General features: G+C 40.5%; 15 protein-coding genes. 7 read left to right on the top strand and 8 right to left on the bottom strand.

Translation table 11 applies throughout. From position 1 onward, the window contains the following. Nucleotide 1: 1 nt before the first annotated feature. Together J678_RS16255 and J678_RS16260 are read right to left on the bottom strand one after the other, a co-directional pair. Nucleotides 2-409, bottom strand: coding sequence for a RidA family protein (locus J678_RS16255; protein ID WP_004883190.1), 408 nt, complete (start codon nt 407-409; stop codon nt 2-4). A gap of 68 nt (nt 410-477) precedes the next feature. Then, the gene (locus J678_RS16260; RefSeq protein WP_004883187.1) at nt 478-1,404 is read right to left on the bottom strand and encodes a DMT family transporter; all 927 of its coding nucleotides are present in this window, start codon (nt 1,402-1,404) and stop codon (nt 478-480) included. Nucleotides 1,405-1,643: 239 nt separating this feature from the next. Between J678_RS16260 and J678_RS16265 the strand changes: the two genes are divergently transcribed. Genes J678_RS16265 through J678_RS16275 form a run of 3 tightly spaced genes read left to right on the top strand, consistent with a single transcriptional unit; the run spans nt 1,644 to nt 4,564 of the window. After that, complete coding sequence (locus J678_RS16265; protein ID WP_004883185.1) at nt 1,644-2,771, top strand: Re/Si-specific NAD(P)(+) transhydrogenase subunit alpha; 1,128 nt, start codon at nt 1,644-1,646, stop codon at nt 2,769-2,771. An 11-nt stretch (nt 2,772-2,782) separates the two neighbouring features. Continuing rightward, nucleotides 2,783-3,097 (top strand): proton-translocating transhydrogenase family protein, encoded by a 315-nt coding sequence (locus J678_RS16270; RefSeq protein ID WP_000230434.1) that lies wholly within the window; start codon nt 2,783-2,785, stop codon nt 3,095-3,097. Between the two features lie 12 nt (nt 3,098-3,109). Next, nucleotides 3,110-4,564 carry an NAD(P)(+) transhydrogenase (Re/Si-specific) subunit beta gene (locus J678_RS16275; RefSeq protein ID WP_000394402.1) on the top strand — a complete coding sequence of 485 codons (1,455 nt, stop codon included), beginning with the start codon at nt 3,110-3,112 and terminating at the stop codon, nt 4,562-4,564. Between the two features lie 51 nt (nt 4,565-4,615). Here the strand turns inward: J678_RS16275 and J678_RS16280 are convergent, their stop codons facing one another. The 6 genes from J678_RS16280 to J678_RS16305 all read right to left on the bottom strand — a co-directional run bounded on the left by J678_RS16280 (nt 4,616) and on the right by J678_RS16305 (nt 11,539). Beyond that, complete coding sequence (locus J678_RS16280; protein ID WP_017393496.1) at nt 4,616-5,437, bottom strand: SDR family NAD(P)-dependent oxidoreductase; 822 nt, start codon at nt 5,435-5,437, stop codon at nt 4,616-4,618. A 236-nt stretch (nt 5,438-5,673) separates the two neighbouring features. Next, complete coding sequence (gene rsfS, locus J678_RS16285; protein ID WP_001047580.1) at nt 5,674-6,075, bottom strand: ribosome silencing factor; 402 nt, start codon at nt 6,073-6,075, stop codon at nt 5,674-5,676. 81 nt (nt 6,076-6,156) lie between these two features. Further along, nucleotides 6,157-6,951, bottom strand: coding sequence for a hydroxypyruvate isomerase family protein (locus tag J678_RS16290; protein WP_017393495.1), 795 nt, complete (start codon nt 6,949-6,951; stop codon nt 6,157-6,159). 16 nt (nt 6,952-6,967) lie between these two features. Continuing rightward, nucleotides 6,968-7,834, bottom strand: a complete 867-nt coding sequence (locus J678_RS16295) for an NAD(P)-dependent oxidoreductase (RefSeq protein WP_017393494.1) — start codon at nt 7,832-7,834, stop codon at nt 6,968-6,970. 11 nt (nt 7,835-7,845) lie between these two features. Then, entirely contained in the window at nt 7,846-8,634 is a 789-nt protein-coding gene (locus J678_RS16300; protein WP_016803787.1) for a crotonase/enoyl-CoA hydratase family protein, read from the bottom strand. 97 nt (nt 8,635-8,731) lie between these two features. Then, nucleotides 8,732-11,539, bottom strand: coding sequence for an ATP-binding protein (locus tag J678_RS16305; RefSeq protein ID WP_017393493.1), 2,808 nt, complete (start codon nt 11,537-11,539; stop codon nt 8,732-8,734). Nucleotides 11,540-11,711: 172 nt separating this feature from the next. Here J678_RS16305 and cysM point away from each other — a divergent pair, with 172 nt between their 5' ends. The 4 genes from cysM to J678_RS16325 are packed head-to-tail and all read left to right on the top strand — an operon-like array spanning nt 11,712 to nt 17,213. Next, the gene (gene cysM / locus J678_RS16310; protein WP_002054567.1) at nt 11,712-12,644 is read left to right on the top strand and encodes a cysteine synthase CysM; all 933 of its coding nucleotides are present in this window, start codon (nt 11,712-11,714) and stop codon (nt 12,642-12,644) included. A gap of 12 nt (nt 12,645-12,656) precedes the next feature. Further along, nucleotides 12,657-13,475, top strand: coding sequence for a 3'-5' exonuclease (locus tag J678_RS16315; protein ID WP_004710576.1), 819 nt, complete (start codon nt 12,657-12,659; stop codon nt 13,473-13,475). Between the two features lie 9 nt (nt 13,476-13,484). Then, nucleotides 13,485-14,876 carry a 23S rRNA (uracil(1939)-C(5))-methyltransferase RlmD gene (gene rlmD, locus J678_RS16320; RefSeq protein ID WP_017393492.1) on the top strand — a complete coding sequence of 464 codons (1,392 nt, stop codon included), beginning with the start codon at nt 13,485-13,487 and terminating at the stop codon, nt 14,874-14,876. Nucleotides 14,877-14,906: 30 nt separating this feature from the next. Next, nucleotides 14,907-17,213, top strand: a complete 2,307-nt coding sequence (locus J678_RS16325) for a RelA/SpoT family protein (protein ID WP_002054537.1) — start codon at nt 14,907-14,909, stop codon at nt 17,211-17,213. Nucleotides 17,214-17,219: the final 6 nt, after the last annotated feature.

Raw genomic sequence — 17,219 nt, forward strand, 5'->3', positions numbered from 1 at the left:
ATTAGGTGTATGCTGTTGCTTCAACTTCAATGAGCATGCGCTCTAATGCAAGGCGTGGTACAGGAATGAGCGTACAGGCTGGAAAAGGATGATTTTTCCATAGATTTTGCATGATTTTAATTAAAATTTGGTGTTTTTCATCTGAGTGGTCAACAATTAAAACCCTTAAAACAGCAATATCTGAGATTTTTGCTTCTGCTGCTGTTAATGCATTTTGAATGTTATTAAAAACTTGAGTGGCTTGTTCTTCAAAATTTGGGCTTAATTCCCCTTTCGAATCTTCACCGCCTTGTCCTGCAATATGAATAATATTTTTAAAATTTTGGACTACAGCAATATGGCTATAAGCATTTGGTGTTGGGTTATATAAAGTAGAGGGATTTATGATTCTAAAAGTTTCTTTATTCATTGGAACTCAACCTTTCAGTAAAATTTAGATGAGTATCCAACCTCAACTTAAGTTGAGGTCAAGAGAATTTAATGTTTTAGTCTTTTCTTTCTAAGCGTAATCATCATTACCCCTACAATATTGAGTAGGCAACCGACCCATTGCCACATATTAAGATGTTCATTTAAGAAAACAACGGCAAGTAAAATAGTTAAAACTGGTCCAATTGAAGCAATCATTGCAGATTGTGATGCACCAAGACGTTCAATACTTTGTATGAGCATAACGGTGGGTAAGACAGTGACTAAAAAGCCTAAGCCGACTCCATACCAAATTACACTTGAGGGGAGTTGTAATATTAGTTGAATAGGGTGAGGAGTACTTAGTATGTAATGTGTTAATGCCCCAATACAGGCCACAGTTAACGCTAAGCCTGTGAAATTCCAAGAACCAAATTTTTTAATTAATGGTGGGGTTAACAGTAAATAACCAGCAAATGCTACAGCACTTGCAAATACAAAACTTGTTCCTAGCCAGAAATTGCCCTGAATTGGTGCGTTGTTGTGTTCTTGGAGCATCACTAGCACGGTTCCACCATAACTAAGAAAAATGGCGATTAAACTTTTTATATCTAATTTTTGTTTGTAGAGCAGGCTTGATGCAATCACGGTAAGTGTTGGATATAAAAATAAGATAATTCGCTCTAAAGAAGCACTAATAAACATAAGGCCCATGAAATCAAGCCAGCTGGCAAAGTAGTAGCCTAATAGACCGGCAAAAATTAAAATTAGCCAATCCTTCTTTTTTATGCCCTGATTATGATGCCTATTGAACCAGCAAATTAATAGAAAGAACGGTAAGGCGCTTAGCATACGTAAAGCCATCAGGACTGTACCGTCTACTAATGGAGAAAGGGCATAAGTTTGTTTAATAAAGATTGCTTTTGTACTGAATAGAAAAGCAGAACAAAGCGCGAAAAAAGACCCAATTTGAAACGAAGATAAAGAAATTTTCATATACAGGACTGTATAAGAGAGACTATTGTCTGCAAAAAAAAGAAAAATCTTCCTATATTACACCTCAAGTCAAATATCGTGAATCATCAGTTCAAAATATGGGTATTTATTAAATAAATAGTGGGTGGTATTTTCAAAAAGTTCAATTAGAATCCAAATTCTGTACAAAGAATACACATGGGGGAAACATTGCGGGTTGCAATGTTTTTGACAATGAGAAATTAGCTTGAGGAACGCTCATGCAGATCGGAATCCCAACCGAAACTGTCGTCGGTGAAAATCGTGTAGCTGCTACGCCAGAGACAGTAAAGAAGTTGATTAGCGCTGGTCATAGCGTTGTGATTGAACGTGGTGCTGGTGTAAAGGCTGCGTACATTGACAGTGCTTATGAACAGGTCGGTGCAACCATTACGGATGATGCCTATACGGGTAGTCAAATTATTTTGAAAGTTCGTGCGCCACAAGGCGGGGAAATTCAAAAACTTGCAGCAAATACAGCTGTTGTAGCAATGTTTGATCCTTATCGTAATACCGAGCTAGATCAGTTTGCGAATCAGCAAGTATCTGCTTTTGCTCTGGAATTGCTTCCTCGTACGCTTTCTCGTGCACAAAACATGGATGTGTTGTCTTCTCAGGCGAACTTGGCTGGTTATAAATCAGTTTTGCTTGCAGCTGCCGAGTATCAACGCATGTTCCCAATGCTGATGACTGCTGCTGGTACTGTAAAGCCAGCACGTGTTGTGATTATGGGTGTTGGGGTTGCGGGCCTTCAAGCGATTGCTACAGCAAAACGTTTGGGTGCTGTTGTTGAAGCAACAGATTTACGTCCAACAGCTAAAGATCAAGTTGAGTCTTTAGGTGGTAAGTGGTTAGACGTACCAATGTCTGAAGAAGAACAGCAACGTGCAGCAGATGCAGCAAAAAATGGTTATGGCTGGATGCCGGGTGAGCAATACATCAAAGACCAAGCTGCGATTGTAGATAAAGCTGTGTCGAATGCCGATATCGTGATTACAACAGCATTGTTGCCGGGTCGTGATGCGCCGCGTCTGATTAAAGCTGAAACTGTTGCCAAAATGAAGCCGGGCTCTGTCATTTTAGATATGGCAGTTGAAACTGGTGGTAACGTTGAAGGTTCTAAAGTTGGCGAAACTGTTGTGACTGAAAATGGCGTGAAAATTTTGGGTATTCCAAATATTCCAGCCACTGTTGCGACAGAAGCTTCTGCATTATATGCACGTAACGTTTTCAATTTCGTAGAGACTTTATTCGACAAAGAGAAAAACTTTGCGATTAATCAAGAAGACGAAATCCAAAAAGCCCTATTGGTCACTCATGGCGGTCAAGTGCTGCTTAAGCGTGGTTAAGGAGATTTCTCATGGTTGAAACTATTACAATTTTCGTCCTTGCCATCTTCGTAGGTTATTACGTAGTTTGGGGTGTTACACCAGCTTTACATACGCCACTTATGGCGGTAACTAACGCATTGTCATCAATTATTGTCGTTGGTGCGATGTTGCAAACAGTCGGGCTGCCTGTACTTGGTGTAGATGCAAATGTTGCATTTCAAAGTGTGAATGTTGTAAGCGTACTTGGTGCGATTGCGGTATTTTTGGCAAGCATTAATATTTTCGGCGGCTTCGCAGTAACTGCACGCATGTTGGAAATGTTCAAGCCTAAGCAAAAGAAATAAGAGGGCTTTGACATGGAATTTATTCAAGCAAATGCAAACTGGTTGTACCTTGTAGGCGCAATTCTCTTTATCTTGACGCTTCGCGGCCTATCTGGTCCTAAAACAGCAATTCAAGGTAACCGTTACGGTATGATCGCAATGGCGATTGCAGTTGTAACAACCTTCTTTGTTGCCAACAACCCAGTGATCTGGATGATTGGCGGTGCAATGGTGCTTGGCGCGATTGTGGGTATTGCACGTGCACGTACTGTACCAATGACTCAAATGCCTGAAACTGTTGCACTTATGCACTCATTGGTAGGTTTGGCTGCAGTTTTAATTGCAGTTGCTGCAATTTTGCATAACAACCAGCTTACAGCATTGTTTGCTCAAAACGAGGCGGCATTAACAGCTGCTGGCGTACAACATGCGCACATGAGCAAAGTTCATTTATTTGAATTGTTTGTGGGCTGTTTCGTTGGTGCGATTACCTTTACAGCATCTGTGTTTGCTTACGGTAAATTGGCTGCGAAAAAATGGGCTAAAACAATCTCTGGCGCATGGGTTAAACCTGTTCAAGCGCTTATCTTTGTTGCGATGTTGGCTTGTGGTTTCTACTTCTTTACAACTGGCAATATGACTGCTTTCTGGGCAATGACAGCACTTGCACTTGCATTTGGCTGGGTATGGATTGCACCGGTAGGTGGTGGTGATATGCCTGTGGTGGTATCGCTTCTTAACTCGTTCTCTGGTTGGGCAGCGGCAGGTATTGGTTTTACCCTTGAAAATAACATGTTGATTGTTGCGGGTTCGCTTGTAGGTTCATCTGGTGCGATTCTGTCATACATCATGTGTAAAGCAATGAACCGTTCAATCATCAACGTATTGTTTGGTGGTGCAATGGGTGGTGCGGCAGTTTCTACAGCGGCCAAAGGTGAGCAAGTTCAACGTAACTACCGTTCAGGTTCTGCTGATGATGCTGGCTTCTTGATGTCAAATGCAGACAGTGTTGTGATTGTACCGGGTTATGGTATGGCGCAAGGTCGTGCACAAAATGCTGTGAAAGAGCTGTGTGAAATTCTAAAAGAGCAAGGTGTTCGTGTTCGTTTCGCAATTCACCCGGTTGCAGGTCGTATGCCTGGTCATATGAACGTATTACTTGCTGAGGCAGACGTAGCATATGAAGATATCTTGGAAATGGATGAGATTAACTCTGACTTCCCGGCAACTGATGTGGTACTTGTTATTGGGGCAAACGACGTTGTGAACCCTGCTGCAAAAGATGACCCAGGTTCACCAATTTATGGTATGCCGATTCTTGAAGCACATAAAGCACGTACAATCATGGTGATTAAGCGCTCTATGGCAACAGGTTATGCAGGTCTTGATAATGACTTGTTCTATAACGAAAAAACTATGATGATCTTTGGTGATGCTAAGAAAGTTGTTGAAGATATGACTAAAGCAATTAATGGTACAGGCCACTAAGTTGCTTTGATACAAAAAACCACCTTCGGGTGGTTTTTTGCTTTTTGGGATTTAAAGAAAATTTTCTACTAAGTCCATTGATTGTTGGTAGAGGTCGCGTGCCAGTTGCTGGTTTTTTGCATATGAAGATTTCCAGTCAGGCATATGCGCGCTGACATATTCGCCATTGCGATTTTGCCATGAGTCTCCAATCGCCATTTCTGTAATGAGCTTTGCGGGAACTGACGTTGGAACTAAACCTACTTTCATGGCTGCATAAACTGGTTTTGGTAAATCACGATAAATATCGGAGGCAACACCACCGGGGTGTAATGCATTATTGGTAATTGAGCTGTTTGCTAGTCGTTCAGCTAGTGCATTGCTCAAGAGCAAGTTTGCAAGCTTGGATTGTCCATAATAGAACAGGGGATTGTAAAAACCTTCTGCGCGAAATTTATTAGGTTTAATTGAGCCAACCCAATGGGCAATAGATGCAAGGTGAATAATCCGTGCTTTAGGTGACTGTTTTAAAGCCGGAAGTAACTTTTGAGTAAGTAAGAAATGACCTAAATAATTAACGCCAAATTGTTGTTCAAACCCATCTGCGGTGAGCTGTTTTGTTTTTGCAAATAGCCCGGCATTATTAATAAGCACATCAAGGCTGCCATATTTATCTGCAATTTCATCAGCAGCTTTTCTGGTTAACTCAAGACTGTTCAGATCAAGAGAAACGATATCAACTTGTCCTTGGTTGAGTGAGCGTAGTTTGTTTTGTGCCTCTTGTGCTTTTTGAGGATTTCGGCATGCCAAAATCACATGTTGTCCTTGTTGTACAAGTTGTTCTGCTGTGGCAAAACCAATACCTGTGTTGGCGCCTGTAATGAGTATCTTCACTTTTTAGTGCTCCGGTTATGCTATTTATTGATGAGACTATAAGAATTGTTATAGTGCTGGAATTCTGACAATTTGTCATGTCAAATTTAAGTAAGATTGATGACTAGCTCGTAAGTGCTGTTGAAGCTTTGATGAGGATATCTGAGGCTATAAAAGATAGTTTTTTTAAATAAAATTTTGATTAGTTATATAAACAAAAAGCGGCTCAAAAGAGCCGCTTTTTTAAAAGCAAAATTTTATGCGACTGACTCTGGGGCAGTACGCCATAAGCTTTCTAAATCATAGAATTTGCGGGCAGTTGGTAGCATCACGTGTACTACAACAAAACCAAGATCAATTAAGATCCATTCGGCATCTCGTTCGCCTTCAACGCCAATCGGGCGGAAACCAGCTTTTCGAGCTTCTTCTGCAACATTGTCAGCAAGTGCTTTGACGTGACGAGTAGATGTACCACTCGCAATGACAATAGCATCCGCAACGTTGCTAATAGAACTAACATCTAACTGTAGAATATCTTTTGCTTTTACATCAACTAAAGCGTCATGGACGACTTTGAGACAAGCTTGTACGTCTTTATTTGAGGTGTTCATTGCGAAATCGTGAGAATTAGACACGCTGGGCGATGGTTCTAAATTCATATAGGGTATATTTTCCTGACAATTACTCACTATCTAATATAGTGGTTTTTACTCAGAATTTCAAACAAAACTAGTAACAGTTTATATATTTACGTCATCGGAAAAATATTTCTTTTTCCATGTAAATGACTGATTTGACCCGTTTTTAGGTTTATATTCTGCTGCAATGTAACCGTCATACGTGCTTTGTTTAATCCATGAAAAAATTTGCTCATAAGGGATTTGAGCCGTATCGGGTTCATGGCGTCCAGGACAGTCTGCAAACTGAATATGGCCAATCTGGTGAATATTTTCTTGTAACCCTTCAAGTACATCTTCACCCATCATCGCCATGTGGTAACAGTCATATTGCATTTTTAAAGCAGGGTGGTTGACTGCTTCAAGCATCTCTTGGGCTTGGGCAATGTTCTGTACTAAAAAGCGTGGCATATCTGTGCCATTAATCATTTCAAATACAGGTTCTATGTCGTGTTCTGTAAGTAAATCACAAGCTAGCTTTAAGTTGCTTGCAAGTGTTTTAAGGCAAGGAAGTAAGTCAGAATCTTGAGGTTGCTTACCTGCCAAAATATTAACTCGAGGCACTTTTAAGGCAGTGGCATAGCGAATAGTTAACTCTAGTGCTTCACGGAATGCTGCTTCTTGACCAGGTATGCCTGCTAAACCATTTCCACCTTGCATAAGATCGCCAGCAGGAACATTAATTAAACATAAACTTAGGTTGTAACGTTCAAGTTGGTCTTGAATATCGGCAATGGAAAGTTCGTATGGGAATTGGATTTCTACATGTTCAAAGCCCTCTGCATGGGCTAATGCAAAGCGTTCAATTAAAGAAACTTCGGTAAAAATCATGGATAAGTTAACGGCAAGACGACCCATACACAAACTCCGTTTATTATTGCTCTACTAGTTGAATGATAGTAGCTAAATCTTTCTCAGCAAAGCCATTTTTTTGGTGAGTTTGTAGCTGTAATAGAGCTTTTTGTGCAACAGGTATGTCTAAATTAACATTGTTAGCCAATGTTACCGCGTTGTTAAGATCTTTGGATAATGTTTGAACTTTCCACTGAATAGGCTCGAAAGTATGAGTTGCCATGCGTGGTGCAAGTATTTGAAAAGGCTTTGAGTCAGCAAATCCACCTGCTAGGGCGGGAGCGAGTAATGTCGTGTCTACACCTGCGTGGTCTGCTAGTGCTACAGCTTCGGCAATAAGAGCACTATTTGCTGCCACAATGAGTTGGTTACAAATTTTGGTGGCTTGGCCCGTACCTGTATCACCCATACGTGTTACACGTTGAGAGAGTACATTGTAAACAGGACTCAAAGCTTCAATAGTTTGAGCATCTCCACCTGCAAAAATGACTAGCGTGCCTTGTTCTGCCCCGGCTGTACCGCCTGAAACAGGGGAGTCAATCCATATCACATCTTGTGAAGCAGCACCCTGAGCAAGTGCTTTTGTTGCAGCAACAGACAGGCTTGAGAAATCGACAATAACTTGATTTGCTTTTAAATGAGGCTGAATTTGCTCAAATACGGCTTGCACAGCTTTATCGTCAGCTAGGCAAGTTAAAACTATAGGGTATTGTCCGATGTTTGAAAGATCGAGAGCATGTGCGCCAATATCGATAAGTTCTTCACAAGCAGATGCTGTTCTGTTCCAGACAGCAACTTGAAAACCAGCTTGAATAAGGCGACTAGCCATACGGCTTCCCATAAGTCCTATACCTAAAAAAGCTATAGGTGTATTACGATCAAAATTCATCTTCAAAGCTCTTATCTATATTGGCGTGGTAAAAATTTAACTTCCGGATGTTTGTCTTTTTTACGAGCAAGTTTGCTATTTTTACCAAGTAATAATTTAAGTTGCCAGATTTTTTCTAGACGCAATGATTTTTCTGGCTGGTGCTCCATTGCATCTAATACACGTTTTGCAGCAGTCAATGCATCAGGTGAACGTTGTAGCATTTCTGAGGCAATTGCATTCGCTTTTTCTAAAGGGTTCTCGCTTAGATGAGTTACAAGACCAATATCTTTTGCATAGTTTCCGTCAAACACACGGGCAGTTAAGGTGAGTTCTTTGGCAAGGTCAACACCTATCAAACCTTTGAGTGAGCGGGTAAGTCCCATGTCAGGTACTAGTCCCCAGCGACTTTCCATAATCGACATTTTTGTCTCTGGGTGGGCAATACGAATATCGGCAGCCAGCGCAAGTTGCATTCCTGCTCCAAAGCAATAACCTTCAAGTGCTGCAATCACAGGTACAGGTAAGTTCTGCCAAATCAGAAACGCTTTCTGGAAAAGGCTTTGTCCCGGCTTCACAAGTTCCCAAATCGCAAATGCGGAGTTCTTAGGGTTGTTAAGGTCAGATAAATCAATACCAGCACTAAATACTTGTGCTTCGCCAGTCAAAATTACACAGCGGATATCTCGGTCTTTTTGTATGGCTTTAGCCGTTGAAACGAGTTCTTTGAGGAGGGCAAAACTCATGGCATTACGTTTATCAGGACGGTTTAGATAAACTGTTGCAATACCATTATTTTTTTCAATACGTAAAAGTGCCATGAAATTCCCGCTTATTTTTTTATCGATAAGCGGAGCATAACATGGCTTGAAATTGGAAACATGACAGGTCAGTCATGCCTTTTTTACAGGTTCTTGTTTAGTCCGGTATAACTAAGATTTGATGAGCTGCACTCTCAACTTCTTTAATGACAAGACCTAATTCATCGAAACGTCTCATGACTTCTTCAATGAAGCCATCGTCAGCTCTGCGACGCTCTTTACGTAATGTTGAAACGAATTGCTCGAAGTCACCAGTAACTTGTTGAAGCTTTGGTGTGCCTACATAGCGAGTTGCACCATAGAGGCGGTGCAACACATGTTCGAGTTGAGGAAAGTCTTCAAGCTCAATGAGTTGCTGCATTTCACCTAGCTCGGTTGGGAAACTGTCTACCAACATTTTCAATAAGTCTTGGGCAAGATCTTCTTTATTTGCAGCCAATTGTAGGCTTTGTTGCCAGTTTAATATTTCTGGGTCGAGTGCCTCGGTAACAACATGGTGATCTTTATCTAAAGCTTGTGCAGTGAAATTGTTTTTAGTCCATTGCGTTAAAATCTGAATGATTTGCTCCATTTGAATTGGTTTGGTGACATAGTCATTCATACCAACTTTCAGAAGCTTTTGTTTTTCATCAGCAAGGGCATGGGCTGTTAGCGCAATAATTGGAAGTTGCATTTCTCCATCTAAAGTGGATTCTAAAGATCGGATCGCACGTGTGGTATCAATGCCTGACATAACTGGCATTTGAATATCCATAAACACCAAATCAAACGGTTTGAGTTTTTGGTCAATGCGTTCTTGGATGATATTCAGCGCTTCTTGTCCACTTAAGGCTTTAGTGGTTTTAACATTTAACTCACCTAACAATGCTTCTAAAACAATTAAGTTCGGTAAATGGTCATCGACCGCTAAAATATCTAAACCCTGACCATTAAAGTCTTGTTGTTCCTCTTCAAAAATAGGTTGGTCACTTAATAATTGAATGAGTCCGCTACGGCTTAATGGTTGGTAAAGTGGGCGAGCACGATATTCAGTGAGCATGTTTGGCTCAAGGGTCATTTGATAGCCGTAAACTGCTAAGTTGCCCTGATAGCGGCTACGAATTTCTTTAAGCAGAGCTTCTGTATCGCCACTATGATCAACAATAAGCCATGTATTGTCTTTCTGATCGAGGTGTTTTAGGCGGCTAAACAAGTCCAGAATTGATTGAGTTTCAATGTGTGGAACTTGGTAATTTTCAAGATAGTATCGTAAAACACTTGCCGTTGCAGGGTGTGCTAAATAAGACACCACTTGTAAGTGTTCGAAGTGAGGGTGTTCTATCTCATGCTCTTCATCTACAGCAAACTGTGCAGTAAACCAGAATGTTGAACCTTTTTCTGTTGGTGCACGTTCTTGGTTATCTTCAAAACCAATTTGTCCATGCATGAGATGAACCAGTTGTTTGGAAATTGCAAGGCCTAAGCCTGTACCACCAAATTGACGGGTAACAGATGCATCACCTTGTGAAAACGACTCAAATAACTTTTTACGGTCAGTACCACTCAAACCAATACCACTATCTTGAACGCTAAAATGCAGCAAACATTGACCAATGTCATCATGTTCCATACGGACACGAACAATAATTTCTCCGTCTGGCGTGAACTTGATGGCATTTGAAATTAGGTTGGTCAAGATTTGCTTAAACCGTAAAGCATCTCCAATGACTTCTTGAGGAATGTTGTCTGCATAATAAAATGCCATGGCTATATGCTTTTGCGCAGCCAAAGGTGACAACATATCCATCACATCGAAAATAGCTTCTTCTAAATCAAACGGTGCTGTCTCAAGCTCTAATTTCCCTGCATCAATTTTTGAGAAATCTAATACATCGTTAATTAATGCTAATAAATGGGCAGAGGACTTGCGAATAGTCTGTAAATAGAGGTTTTGTTCATTACTTAGATTTTGTTGGCGTAGTAATAAATGAATAAAGCCATCAATACTGTTAAGTGGTGTACGAAGCTCATGACTGATATTGGCAAGGAAAACTGATTTTGCCTGATTTGATGAAATCGCTTGGTCACGTGCTTGACGGTAAGTAATGTTTTGAACTTCGAGGGTATCTAATGTTCTACGTAAATCTTCTTCGGTTTGTTCGGTGTGTTCTTTAAGCTCTAAAAAACTAAAATGTAGTCTTTTCACCACACTTGCGATATCACGTTGGAGTAAGCGTAATTCACCCGTACTGTTAATGACCATATGCTGATCTAATGTGTCTGCATTGAGTCGCTGTAGTTGCATCCGAATTTCGTACATTGGTGCAACCCAGCGACGAGAGAAGAAATTTAGACAGAGCAAAAGTAAGAGCAGCGTCATTAAACTCGTAATAACTAAAGCGATCAGAATACGATAAAGTGCTAATTCTAGTGGTTGATTATCCATTTCAATCACTAGCCAGACAGGGGTTTTACCTGTGATATTGCTGATGCGAACCCCATAAATATTGTTATTGTTATAAGAGATCGGGCCAAAAAAACTATTGTTTTGCGTAAAGTTAGGCCAATAACGATTATCTCGATAGCCTACACTTAAGTAAGTCTGACCATTACTGTCAATTAAAGCAGCACGCTTGAGATTTTTTTCACTGAACATGCTTTGCATAATATGTTGAGCATGGTCATATTCATCAGGTTTCAGCTCTACTAATGTATAGAGATCTTTAGCGATTTGATTATAACGCGCCAGAATAGCTGAGGCATGATGCAGTTGCTGTTGTTTTGAAGAGTAAGATGTTTCAGTTAAAACCAGAAAAGCACCAACACCGGTTAAAATCATCATGGGCACAAAAATAAGAGCAATCAGTTGCCCATATGCATGATTCAGACGTAAGCGTTTCGATAAGGTTTTATTGAAATTAGACATGGCTACATCGGATTGATCTCTCTGTAGGGCATATTATCACGCTTTATTTTAAAACAGACGGCATTTTATAACTGACTGGGCTTTAATCACTTTAATTAAAAAGCATAGTGAAATGGGTGCAGTACCGATCATTTTTTCATACAATAGTGCCACCCCGATTTAGGTGTTGATCATGAGTAATACACAACCTGATTTTTTAGCCGACGAATTTTTGTTAGATCACTATGTAGGTAAAACACCTCTAGTCCGTTTGCAGCGCTTGGCTTGTCACACGCAGGCAACGGTTTTAGCAAAATTGGAAGGTAATAATCCGGCAGGTTCTGTAAAAGATCGCCCTGCATATAACATGATTATGCAGGCAGAAAAGCGTGGTCAAATTAAACCGGGTGATACGTTAATTGAAGCAACTAGCGGCAATACAGGTATTGCTTTGGCTATGGTTGCGGCAATGCGCGGCTATAAAATGAAACTTATCATGCCAAATAACATGAGCCAAGAACGCAAAGATGCGATGTTAGCTTATGGCGCAGAGCTGATAGAAGTGACTCCACAGCAAGGTATGGAAGGCGCACGTGATTTAGCTTTGCAAATGGAAAAAGACGGCAAAGGTCATGTTTTAAACCAGTTTGGTAATCCTGATAATGTTGAAGCTCATTACCTGACGACAGGTCCTGAAATCTGGAAGCAAACGGGTGGTAAAATTACTCACTTTGTAAGCTCAATGGGTACAACCGGTACCATTATGGGTGTTTCTAAGTATTTAAAAGAACAAAATCCAGACATTCAGATTGTGGGCTTACAACCAGCAGACGGTTCAAGTATTGCCGGTATTCGCCGCTGGCCAAAAGAATACTTACCAACAATTTTTGATAGCAGTCGTGTAGACCGAATTATTGATATTCCTCAAATTGAGGCGGAAAAAACCATGCGTAAACTGGCTCGTATGGAAGGTATCAGTGCAGGTACATCTTCAGGTGGTGCAGTTTGGGCATCAATTAAGATTGCAGAAGAAAATCCAGAAGCTGTTATTGTTTGCATTATCTGTGACCGTGGCGACCGCTACTTGTCTACAGGTTTGTTCTCAGTACAGGACGATAACTCATAATTGAGAGAAAGAATGCGTTTCCCAACTTTAGTTTTTGACATTGAAACTTTAACTGATTTAAAAGCGGGAGCGCATTTATATCATCTTGATTTGCCAGAGGCAGATGTTGAACAGGCACTCACAAAAATCCGCCGCCAAGAATCAGGTATGGATTTTCAGCGTTTGCCATTGCATGAAATCGTTTGTATCTCTGGTTTATGGATTGATGAATCGGGCTTTAGACTGTTTTCTTTTAGTCGAGAGCACTATTCAGAAGCTGAAATTTTACAGAAATTTCTATCTATTTTTGACAAGCGCCATCCCACTTTGGTGAGTTGGAATGGCTCACAATTTGATTTGCCGGTTATCTTGTTCCGTGCCATGTATCATGGTCTTTCTGCACCGGGCTTGTTCGATCAAGGTGAGCTTGATAGCCAGAAGCGTTTTAATAATTACCAAAACCGTTATCACCACCGTCATATTGATTTAATGGATGTGATGGCAATGTTTAATGGCCGTAATTTCCAGAAACTTGATGAGGTTGCCTGTATTTTAGGTTTACCAGGTAAGCGTGGTGAATCGGGGTATCATGTTCCTGAATATGTACGTGCTCAGCAATGGTTAAAGTTAACCAGTTATTGTGAGGGTGATGTACTCAATACTTGGTTTATTTATTTGCGTTGGTTGTTACTTAAAGGTCAAATCAATGTAGATGAACATAATCATTGGATTAGTTCTAGTATTGAATATTTACAGACTATGCCTCAGCAGGCCGATTTTCTTGAAGTGTGGCAACGTACGTCGAAACATACCGACTTTACATCCCACTATTTTAATCCTTTAGATTTTTAGGTTCATTCTTTGAAACAGCAAGCCAAATCTCGCAAAGCTCAGCAACCTGAATATATTTTTCAGGTTGAAACTCTTTCTCATGAGGGGCGAGGAATTGCGCACTATGGTTCTCATCCGGATCATCCGGCAGATAAGCATGGTAAAAAGGTATTTATCCGTTATGCGTTGCCTGGAGAAACAGTAAAGGCTCAAATTACGCATGAGGCTAAGCGCCTTGAAGAAGCTGAAATGATTGAGCTTTTAGCAGAACCTTCGTCAAATCGCGTAGAGGCTGTTTGTCCTCATTATGGTATTTGTGGCGGCTGTAGCATGCAGCACATTCATCCAGATGAGCAAATTCGCTTAAAGCAAAATGTACTCCAGTCACATTTACAACACTTTGCGGGTATTCAACCTGAACAGTGGTTAGAGCCAATTCGATCTTTACAAAGTGATTATCGCCGTCGAGCGCGTATTGGTGTGCGCTATTTGCCAAAACAGGACCGTTTGATTTTAGGTTTCCGTGAGCATCATAGTAATCGTTTAACTTCTATCCATACCTGTAGTGTTTTGGACAAAAAATTATCAGATAGTCTGCCAGAATTGCGTACTTTACTCCAAAGTCTAAAAGGCAAAGCGCATATTGGTCATGTAGAATTAGCAAAAGGTGATGATGAAATTTCTTTATTGGTTCGCCATGTAGAAAAATTAAACAATTCTGATGTCAACCAATTAAGACAATTCGCGTTACACAAAGGCTGGCAGTTGTATTTGCAACCTAAAGGTCCCGAAAGTCTTCGTCGTATTGATGAAGAGCAAGGCGCTATGCGATTACATTATACTTTAAATGCATTTGAAGTAAATTTTGCTTTTTCGCCATTGGATTTTACGCAGGTCAATGGCACAGTAAATGAACAAATGGTGCAATTGGCATGTGAATTGCTTCAATTGCAGCAGGGTGAAAGAGTACTGGATCTGTTTTGCGGATTAGGTAATTTTTCGCTTCCACTTGCACGATGTGTTGGTGCAAATGGACAAGTTGTTGGTGTGGAAGCAAGTGAAGAAATGGTGCAGCGAGCAACGGATAATGCCAAGTGCAATAATCTGGTGCAAGCAAGCTTCTTTTCACAAGATTTAACAAAAGATTTTTCGCATCATTCTTGGGCAAATCAAGGATTTGATGCATTATTGATTGATCCTCCTCGTGCTGGTGCATATGAAATTATGCAGTATGTACCAAACTTTGGAGCAAAAAGAATCGTTTATGTATCATGTAATCCAGCAACACTAGCAAGGGATGCGGGTGTTTTGGCTCAACATGGATACAAGTTAAAAAAAGCAGCGGTTATGGACATGTTTACGCACACAGAACATGTTGAATCAATTGCTTTATTTGAAAAAATTCAAGAGATAAACGATTAAAAACATGAGTTACATATCCAGGAGAATGGTATGGTCACAGTACGTGAACAGTTACCTGAACAACTAACTGAGTTGTCAGAGGAAACGACTGTAGAGCATGCCGCCGAAACACAAGTCGGTTTAGCCTCATGGTTGGATCGGGTTCGTGAAATATTAGATGGGGCAGAGCTTAAACAACTCGAAGAGGTTGCGCATTTAACCCTGCAAAAAGAGTTAGATTCAACGGTTAATCATCGTTCCAATACATTTGCTACTGGTGTTGGAATGGCGGATATTCTGGCGCATTTACATGTAGACGAAGATACTTTATCTGCTGCAATGCTTTATCGTAGTGTTCGTGAAGACATTACTGATATAGAAGAAGTAAAGCGCAAGTTTGGTGAGCAAGTCTATAACCTTGTCAAAGGTACTTTGGCAATGGGTAAGCTTTCAGAACTCATTGAAAAAAATAAACGACTAGAAGACCATTTTAATAACAACCAGAGGGAACATTTAAGCGGCATTTATAAAATGCTGATTTCAGTGACTGAAGATGTCCGTGTTGTTTTAATTAAGTTAGCTGAGCGTACTTATTCTTTACGTGAGTTGGCCAACTCGTCACGTGAGCGTCAAGAGCGTGTAGCGCGTGAAATTCTAACTATTTATTCGCCATTAGCGCATCGCCTTGGTATTGCACAGCTTAAGTGGGAACTAGAAGATTTAGCCTTTCGTTATTTGGCACCAGACCGTTATAAAGAGATTGCTTCATTACTCAATGAAAAGCGTCTTGAGCGCGAACACTATATTCAGTTCGTAATCGATCGCTTAAAAAATGAATTAGCATCTTACGGTATTGAGGCGGAAATTACAGGTCGAGCAAAACACATTTATTCGATTTATCGAAAAATGAAAAGTAAAAATCTGAGTTTCGATCAGCTTTATGACATTCGTGCCTTACGTGTGTTAGTCAATAGCGTGCCAGAGTGTTATCACTCATTAGGTATTGTTCATCAAATCTGGCGCCATATTCCACACCAGTTTGATGACTATATTACCAACCCGAAAGCCAATGGTTATCGCTCATTACATACTGCTGTTATTGCTGAGAATAAATCTTTAGAAGTACAAATTCGTACTCATGAGATGCATGACGAAGCAGAGTTAGGGGTATGTTCGCACTTTAACTATAAAGAAGGTTCAAAGAATACCGACCACTCTTTTAACCATCGTTTGCATTCGCTTCGTGCTGTTTTGGAACATTACCAAGAACGTAATGAAACAACAGTACATCAAAATGAAGATGAGACGGAAGGTTTTGATCAGCTTCAAGACTTTGAAGGTTTTGAAAAGATTTATGTCTTTAGCCGTGATGGTGATATTAAAGAACTACCACGTGGCTCAACAGTTTTAGACTTTGCTTACCATGTGCATACAGAGGTTGGAAACAAGTGTTATGCAGCGCGTGTTAACCAGCGCTATGTACCATTAACCTATACGCTAAAAACAGGTGAGCAGGTTGAGATTTTAACCAAAAAAGATCGTGAGCCTAACCGTGACTGGTTGGTGAACTCTTTAGGTTATATCAAGACAGCTCGTGCACGTGACAAACTACGTCATTGGTTCAGACAGCAAGATCGTAGCAAGAACCTTGAAGTTGGCCGTGAGTTATTAAACAAAGAATTGTCTCGATTGGCGATTCACCCTAAGAGTATCGACCTGAACGACTACTCATCACATTTTAATGTGAAAACAGGGGATGATATTTTAGTTAGTCTGGTCAGCGGTGATATCAGCTTGCATGCCTTGATTAATCAGATTAATCGTCAAATGCATCTGGATCAGGATGAGCCTGAACTGGTACTTAAACCAACATTAAACCCACGTGCCAGCCATACTCTGTCTGCGCATGGCATCTTAATTGATGGTTTAGACAATGTTGAGCTACATATTGCGCAGTGTTGCCAACCAGTTCATGGTGAATCAATTGCCGGTTATATCACGTTGAACCGTGGGGTAAGTATTCATAAAGTCTTGTGTTCTGATTATCAACGTATGATCAAGCAAGAGCCAGAACGTGCTGTTGAAGCGGATTGGGAGATGCAGCCAACTCGTGGTCAAAGTGTTCAAATTGTAGTTGAGGCTTATGATCGTCGTGGCTTACTCAAAGATTTAACCCAAGTGATTTTCTCTGACCAGATTAATATTCGTCAGGTGAACACAATTTCTGAGGCAGATGGTATTGCTAATATGAAGTTGCTCATTGAGGTGAAAGGCTTGGCTCAGCTTTCACGTTTGTTAGCTCGTTTAGAGCAACAACCGGGGATTATTAGCGCACGACGCATGATTCAAGGTGTTTAACTAAAT

The organism is Acinetobacter sp. 1424608, from assembly GCF_000588255.1.
GTDB classification, from domain to species: Bacteria; Pseudomonadota; Gammaproteobacteria; order Pseudomonadales; family Moraxellaceae; genus Acinetobacter; species Acinetobacter nosocomialis.

Excerpts from the sequence above, each read along its gene's own strand:
- cysM (WP_002054567.1), top strand. The coding sequence starts at position 11,712 with ATGAGTAATACACAACCTGATTTTTTAGCCGACGAATTTTTGTTAGAT.
- J678_RS16305 (WP_017393493.1), bottom strand. The coding sequence starts at position 11,539 with ATGTCTAATTTCAATAAAACCTTATCGAAACGCTTACGTCTGAATCAT.
- J678_RS16300 (WP_016803787.1), bottom strand. The coding sequence starts at position 8,634 with ATGGCACTTTTACGTATTGAAAAAAATAATGGTATTGCAACAGTTTAT.
- J678_RS16315 (WP_004710576.1), top strand. The coding sequence starts at position 12,657 with ATGCGTTTCCCAACTTTAGTTTTTGACATTGAAACTTTAACTGATTTA.
- J678_RS16295 (WP_017393494.1), bottom strand. The coding sequence starts at position 7,834 with ATGAATTTTGATCGTAATACACCTATAGCTTTTTTAGGTATAGGACTT.
- J678_RS16325 (WP_002054537.1), top strand. The coding sequence starts at position 14,907 with ATGGTCACAGTACGTGAACAGTTACCTGAACAACTAACTGAGTTGTCA.
- J678_RS16290 (WP_017393495.1), bottom strand. The coding sequence starts at position 6,951 with ATGGGTCGTCTTGCCGTTAACTTATCCATGATTTTTACCGAAGTTTCT.
- rsfS (WP_001047580.1), bottom strand. The coding sequence starts at position 6,075 with ATGAATTTAGAACCATCGCCCAGCGTGTCTAATTCTCACGATTTCGCA.
- J678_RS16260 (WP_004883187.1), bottom strand. The coding sequence starts at position 1,404 with ATGAAAATTTCTTTATCTTCGTTTCAAATTGGGTCTTTTTTCGCGCTT.
- J678_RS16265 (WP_004883185.1), top strand. The coding sequence starts at position 1,644 with ATGCAGATCGGAATCCCAACCGAAACTGTCGTCGGTGAAAATCGTGTA.
- J678_RS16255 (WP_004883190.1), bottom strand. The coding sequence starts at position 409 with ATGAATAAAGAAACTTTTAGAATCATAAATCCCTCTACTTTATATAAC.
- J678_RS16275 (WP_000394402.1), top strand. The coding sequence starts at position 3,110 with ATGGAATTTATTCAAGCAAATGCAAACTGGTTGTACCTTGTAGGCGCA.
- J678_RS16270 (WP_000230434.1), top strand. The coding sequence starts at position 2,783 with ATGGTTGAAACTATTACAATTTTCGTCCTTGCCATCTTCGTAGGTTAT.